The organism is Pseudomonas sp. NPDC089569 (genome assembly GCF_050280625.1).
GTDB lineage: Bacteria > Pseudomonadota > Gammaproteobacteria > Pseudomonadales > Pseudomonadaceae > Aquipseudomonas.
On sequence record NZ_JBNNVQ010000173.1, the window covers coordinates 1 to 6,105 of the forward strand.

Annotated in this window: 6 protein-coding genes and 2 pseudogenes; 2 read left to right on the plus strand and 6 right to left on the minus strand. The window is 56.5% G+C overall.

The window, feature by feature from the left end; translation table 11 throughout:
- Positions 1–203, plus strand: a 203-nt coding sequence (locus tag ACQKP2_RS31280) for a hypothetical protein (RefSeq protein WP_427582160.1), incomplete at its 5' end; no start/stop codon positions are given.
- Positions 204–223: 20 nt separating this feature from the next.
- On the opposite strand, the gene msrQ is transcribed toward ACQKP2_RS31280, so the two are convergent.
- The 6 genes and pseudogenes from msrQ to ilvB form a co-directional block, all read right to left on the minus strand.
- A complete protein-coding gene (gene msrQ / locus ACQKP2_RS31285) occupies positions 224–844 on the minus strand; it encodes a protein-methionine-sulfoxide reductase heme-binding subunit MsrQ (RefSeq protein ID WP_427582161.1) in 621 nt (206 codons plus the stop codon).
- A complete protein-coding gene (msrP, locus tag ACQKP2_RS31290) occupies positions 844–1,857 on the minus strand; it encodes a protein-methionine-sulfoxide reductase catalytic subunit MsrP (RefSeq protein ID WP_427582162.1) in 1,014 nt (337 codons plus the stop codon). Before msrP ends, msrQ begins: the two co-directional genes overlap by 1 nt.
- Before the next feature lie 63 nt (positions 1,858–1,920).
- On the minus strand, positions 1,921–2,778 hold the full coding sequence (pssA, locus tag ACQKP2_RS31295) for a CDP-diacylglycerol--serine O-phosphatidyltransferase (protein WP_427582163.1): 858 nt from the start codon (positions 2,776–2,778) through the stop codon (positions 1,921–1,923).
- A 146-nt stretch (positions 2,779–2,924) separates the two neighbouring features.
- Positions 2,925–3,941, minus strand: a complete 1,017-nt coding sequence (gene ilvC / locus ACQKP2_RS31300; RefSeq protein WP_427582164.1) for a ketol-acid reductoisomerase — start codon at positions 3,939–3,941, stop codon at positions 2,925–2,927.
- Positions 3,942–3,989: 48 nt separating this feature from the next.
- Positions 3,990–4,481, minus strand: a complete 492-nt coding sequence (gene ilvN / locus ACQKP2_RS31305) for an acetolactate synthase small subunit (protein ID WP_040064172.1) — start codon at positions 4,479–4,481, stop codon at positions 3,990–3,992.
- A gap of 2 nt (positions 4,482–4,483) precedes the next feature.
- Positions 4,484–5,770: pseudogene (gene ilvB, locus ACQKP2_RS31310) on the minus strand (biosynthetic-type acetolactate synthase large subunit); the annotation flags it as partial.
- Here ilvB and ACQKP2_RS31315 point away from each other — a divergent pair.
- Positions 5,765–6,105: pseudogene (locus ACQKP2_RS31315) on the plus strand (NADH-quinone oxidoreductase subunit C/D); the annotation flags it as partial. The pseudogenes ilvB and ACQKP2_RS31315 sit on opposite strands and share 6 nt — an antisense overlap.

The window sequence follows — 6,105 nt, forward strand, 5'->3', positions numbered from 1 at the left end:
TCAACCACTTGCGCTGTCGATCTCTCGTCAGCGGGAGGCGAATTCTACAGCGTTACTCGCTGCTGTCAACACCTCTTTTTCAACTTCCTTTCAGCCTCGATGACCTGAAGCCGCTTGCTGCCGAAAACTCGCTTAACTCATTGCTTTGCAAGGAGTTTTCCGTTTCGACTGCGCCGGAAGTGGGGCGAATTATAGAGATCTGAAATCTGCCGTCAACCATTAATTACGTCTTTTTGGCAGAAGAGCCCTTTTCAACCATCAAACGCGGGATTCGACGAGCTATTGGCGGTAGCCGCAGCCCTGACAGCAACGCACCTATAGAGGCATAGACCACCCACTCCTTCAAATCGGCGCGCACTATCCAGAGCATATGAAGCAATCCAAGCCCAAGAGCGACATAAGTCAGACGATGCAGCTTCTTCCAACGCACACCCAATCGACGCTGACTGTATCGATTCGAAGTCACTGCCAACGCCAACAAACACAAAAGGCCCAGTGCCCCGACAATGATGTACGGCCGTTTGCGCAGCTCAACACCCAATTGCGACCAATCAAACCCAAGAATGAATGCCAGGTAGGCACTCAAATGGAGAACGACGAATGTGAAGCACCAAAGGCCCAGCTGCCGCCGAACAACAATCCACCCCGCCCAACCAGCGAGTTTCTGCAGTGGCGTCATGCTTAATGTAATGAGCAGCAAAACAAGTGCCCCCAACCCCAGCCGATCAACCAACACTTTGCCGGGGTCAGGTCCCAGCGCGTCCTCCCAGGCCTGATACAACCAAAGCAATGGCCACACCATTGCAGCAACGAAAACTCCACTACGCCAAAGCGGATATCGCATCAGTAGTTCTTCCGCAAGTCGAGCCCTGCATATAGAGAAGCGACCTCATCTGCATAGCCGTTGAACATTTGCGTGTCGCGCACATTCGGTTTGAACAGCCCACTGGGCAGGCGCCGCTCATGCGCCTGCGTCCATCGAGGGTGATCAACCGTCGGATTCACATTGGCGTAGAAGCCATATTCATCCGAAGCGATGCTCTGCCAGGTCGTTTTGGGCTGCTCACTGACCAAGCTGATCCGGACGATGGATTTGATACTTTTGAATCCGTATTTCCACGGCACTACCAAACGTAGCGGTGCCCCGTTCTGATTCGGCAGTTCACGCCCGTACATCCCCACCGCGAGGATCGCCAAAGGATTCATGGCCTCATCCAGTCGCAGCCCTTCCACATAAGGCCAGTCGATCAATGCAAAACCAGAGCGCTGCCCCGGCATGCTCGTCGGATCCTGCAGTGTTTCGAAGCGAATGAATTTGGCTTTTGACGTCGGCTCTACCTGACCGAGCAAAGTCGAAATAGGGAAGCCCATCCAGGGGATAACCATCGACCATGCCTCCACACAACGAAGACGGTAAATGCGCTCCTCCAACTGATAGGGTTTCATGAAGTCCTCCAGCGCATATCGCCCGGGTTTCCCCACCTCCCCATCCACCACCACGGTCCACGGTTCGGTCTTCAGCGCACCAGCGTTGGCAGCCGGGTCACCCTTGTCGGTGCCGAACTCATAGAAGTTGTTGTAGTGGGTAGCATCCTTGAAGGGTGTGACTGCCTCACCTTCAATGCTAACCGCCCCCCACTTGGCGGAAGGCAGCTTTTCGCTGAACCAGGAAGGCGCCTTGCCAGGCTCGACATCCGCATAGCGCGCGGTTTCATCTGCAGCCGCCCATCGCGGCAGACTACTCACGACCAAGCCGGCCGCAGCCGCACCCATTACGTGGCGCCGGGAAAGATAGAGGGATTCAGGCGTGACATCCGCCTCACGGCAATCGGATGCCTTCGGGAACTTGATCAGCATGGCTACTCCGCAGTATTGGAGAACAGATGCACCAACAGACTGCGGAGTATGAGGGAAATTACATCACTCGACGTTTTTGCGGCGACGAAGATGTAACAAGTACTGCACCGGACCCGATGCTGCATAGGCAAGAAAAACCAGCAGCAGAATCCGCGGTGGATCGCTGAACACTACGGCAAACACCAGAACCACGGCTAAAATCGCCACAAAGGGCACCCGCCCTTTCAGGTCCAGTTCCTTGAAACTGTTGTACTTGATGTTGCTGACCATCAGCATGCCCGCCGCGGCTACCATCAACGCCACCAGGAAGGACATCTTGGAGCCCTGAATACCGTAATCGCTGAACGCCCAGACGATCCCCGCCACCACACCGGCTGCCGCGGGACTGGCCAGACCGATGAAATAACGCTTGTCGGCCGTGCCGACCTGGGTGTTGAAACGCGCCAGACGCAATGCCGCACCCGCTACATAGATGAAGGCGACCATCCAGCCAACCTTGCCCATGTCACCCAGGGCCCAGCCGAACGCCAGCAATGCCGGCGCCACACCAAAGGCAACCATGTCCGAAAGAGAGTCGTACTCGGCACCAAAGGCGCTCTGGGTATTGGTCATACGGGCGACGCGACCATCAAGGCCGTCAAGCACCATGGCGACGAAAATGGCAATGGCAGCAAAAGCAAAATACTTGCTTGCCCCCGCCGAATCACCTGCGCTCAATGCGCTCTGAGCGCTCATCGAGTTGATGATGGAATAGAACCCTGCAAACAGGTTCGCGGTAGTAAACAAATTCGGCAGAAGATAGATGCCACGATGCCGGACTTTACGGCCTTCAGCGTCATGCCCTTCTTCGACATGCTCATCGATGGGTAGCAGGCTTTCGGCGTCAGAGGCCTGATTTGGCTCTTCGGGACGTTCGCTCATGGACAATACCTTGCAACGGGGTGGAAAGTTTCGACAGATGACTGCGACACCAGTTCGCATCGCAAATGATGCAGCTTTATACCAGAACCGGTCTTTCAAACGAAAAAACGCGGCCTGGGCCGCGTTTTTTTGTACAAGCGTCAGACTTAGTTTTTAGCTTTGTCGACGATCTTGTTGGCACCGATCCACGGCATCATGGAGCGCAGTTGCTCGCCGATGATTTCGATACCGTGAGCAGCGTTGTTACGACGCTTGGCGGTCATCGAAGGATAGCCGGTCGCGCCTTCGCTGATGAACATCTTGGCGTATTCGCCGTCCTGAATACGTTTCAGGGCGTTGCGCATGGCCTGACGGGATTCGGCGTTGATCACTTCAGGACCAGTCACGTACTCGCCGTATTCAGCGTTGTTGGAGATCGAGTAGTTCATGTTGGCGATACCGCCTTCGTACATGAGGTCAACGATCAACTTCAGCTCGTGCAAGCATTCGAAGTAAGCCATTTCCGGCGCGTAGCCAGCTTCAACCAGGGTTTCGAAACCGGCTTTTACCAGCTCGACGGTACCACCACACAGAACGGCTTGCTCGCCGAACAGGTCGGTTTCAGTCTCGTCCTTGAAAGTGGTTTCGATAATGCCGGTACGGCCACCGCCAACGCCAGCAGCGTAGGACAGCGCAACGTTTTTGGCATTGCCCGAAGCATCCTGGTAGATCGCGATCAGATCAGGAATACCGCCACCCTTCACGAACTCGGAACGTACGGTGTGACCAGGAGCCTTCGGCGCGATCATGATCACGTCGAGGTCGGCACGCGGCACAACCTGGTTGTAGTGGATCGAGAAGCCGTGGGAGAAGGCCAGGGTTGCGCCCTTCTTGATGTTCGGCTCGATTTCGTTTTTGTACAGCTGGGACTGGAACTCGTCCGGGGTCAGGATCATGACCAGATCCGCAGCCGCGACAGCAGTAGCAACGTCGGTCACTTTCAGGCCGTGAGCTTCGGCCTTGGCAACAGTGGCCGAGCCCTTGCGCAGACCAACGGTAACGTCAACACCGGAGTCTTTCAGGTTGCACGCTTGAGCGTGGCCCTGGGAACCGTAGCCGATGATGGCAACTTTCTTGCCCTGGATGATCGACAGGTCGCAGTCTTTATCGTAGAAAACTTTCATGAAATACCCCTATATATCCAGGCCGTTCAGGCCATTCGCTAATTTGGTTTAGATGCTGAGTACTTTGTCGCCGCGGGCAATCCCGGTGACGCCACTGCGGACGGTTTCCAGAATCGATGCGGTGCCAATGGACTGGATGAAGCTGTCGAGCTTGTCACTGGTACCGGTCAATTGAACGGTATACACACTGGCACTGACATCGACGATCTGTCCACGGTAAATATCGGTGGTGCGCTTGATCTCGGCGCGCTGGGCGCCAGTGGCCTTGACCTTGACCAACATCAGTTCGCGCTCGATGTGAGCACTTTCCGAAAGATCGACCAGCTTGACCACTTCGACCAGCTTGTTCAGGTTCTTGGTGATCTGCTCGATGATTTCATCGTGCCCGACAGTGGTCAGCGTCAGACGCGACAATGTCGGGTCTTCGGTTGGCGCCACGGTCAGGCTTTCGATGTTGTAGTTACGCTGCGAGAACAGGCCAACCACGCGAGACAGGGCGCCAGGTTCGTTTTCCAGAAGCAAGGAAATAATGTGCCGCATGATTAAGTACGCTCCGTCTTGCTCAGCCACATATCGCGCATCGAGCCGTCTTTGATTTGCATCGGATAGACGTGCTCGCTGGTATCGACCTGGATATCCAGGAACACCAGGCGATCCTTCATGGCGAAGGCCTCTTCGAGCTTCGACTTCAAATCCTTCAGGTCGGTGATGCGGATGCCCACATGACCATAGGCTTCAGCCAGCTTGACGAAGTCCGGCAGCGACTCCATGTAGGAGTGCGAGTGACGGCTGCCGTAGCTCATATCCTGCCATTGGCGAACCATGCCCAGCACACCGTTGTTCAGGTTGACGATCTTCACCGGCAGGCCGTATTGCATGCAGGTCGACAGTTCCTGAATGTTCATCTGGATGCTGCCTTCACCCGTTACACAGGCAACGTCGGCATCCGGGAAGCTCAGCTTGACGCCCATGGCTGCGGGGAAACCGAAGCCCATGGTGCCCAGGCCGCCGGAGTTGATCCAGCGATTGGGCTTGTTGAAACGGTAGTACTGCGCCGCGAACATCTGATGCTGGCCCACGTCGGAAGCAACAAAGGCATCGCCCTTGGTCACTTCGCACAGGGTTTCGATCACGGTTTGCGGTTTGATCTTGCTGCCGTCACCCTTGTCATACGGGAACAGGCCACGATCACCGCGCCACTCATCGATCTGCTTCCACCAGCTGGCAACGGACTCCTTGTTCGGGGTCTCGCCGATCTCCTTGAGGATTGCGACCATTTCGGTCAGAACGCTCTCGACCGGCCCAACGATTGGCACGTCAGCCTTGATGGTCTTGGAAATCGAAGCCGGGTCGATGTCGATGTGAATGATCTTGGCGTTCGGGCAGAACTTCGACGCGCCGTTGATGACGCGGTCATCAAAACGTGCGCCGACGGCAAGGATCACGTCAGCATGGTGCATCGTCAGGTTGGCGGTGTAGCTGCCGTGCATGCCGAGCATGCCGATGAACTGACGGTCGGTGCCAGGGAAACCACCGAGGCCCATCAGGGTATTGGTCACCGGCAGATTGAGCATCTTCGCCAGTTCGGTCAGTGGTGCGGAACCACCGCCGAGGATCACGCCGCCGCCCGAGTACAACACAGGGCGCTTGGCCGCCAGGAGCATTTCTGCCGCTTTGCGAATTTGCCCGGAATGACCGCGAACGGCCGGGCTGTAGGAGCGCAACTTGGCTTTTTTCGGGAATACGTATTCGTATTTCTCGGCCGGGTTAGTCATGTCTTTCGGGATATCGACAACGACTGGACCAGGACGACCGGATTGCGCAAAGAAGCCCTGGAATGGGGTGTCACCGGTGCGGGCCTGCGTTCGACCGGTTGCGACTTCGACCTGCGTAAAGCGCGCCCATATTCGGGCTACGAGAACTTCGAGTTCGAAGTACCGCTGGCCGCCAACGGCGATGCCTATGACCGCTGCATGGTCCGCGTCGAGGAGATGCGCCAGAGCGTGCGGATCATCGACCAGTGCCTGCGCAACATGCCGGAAGGCCCGTACAAGGCGGATCACCCGCTGACCACGCCGCCACCGAAAGAGCGCACCCTGCAGCACATCGAAACCCTGTTGACGCACTGCCTGCAAGTTTCGTGGGGCGCGGGCGTGCGGGCCGA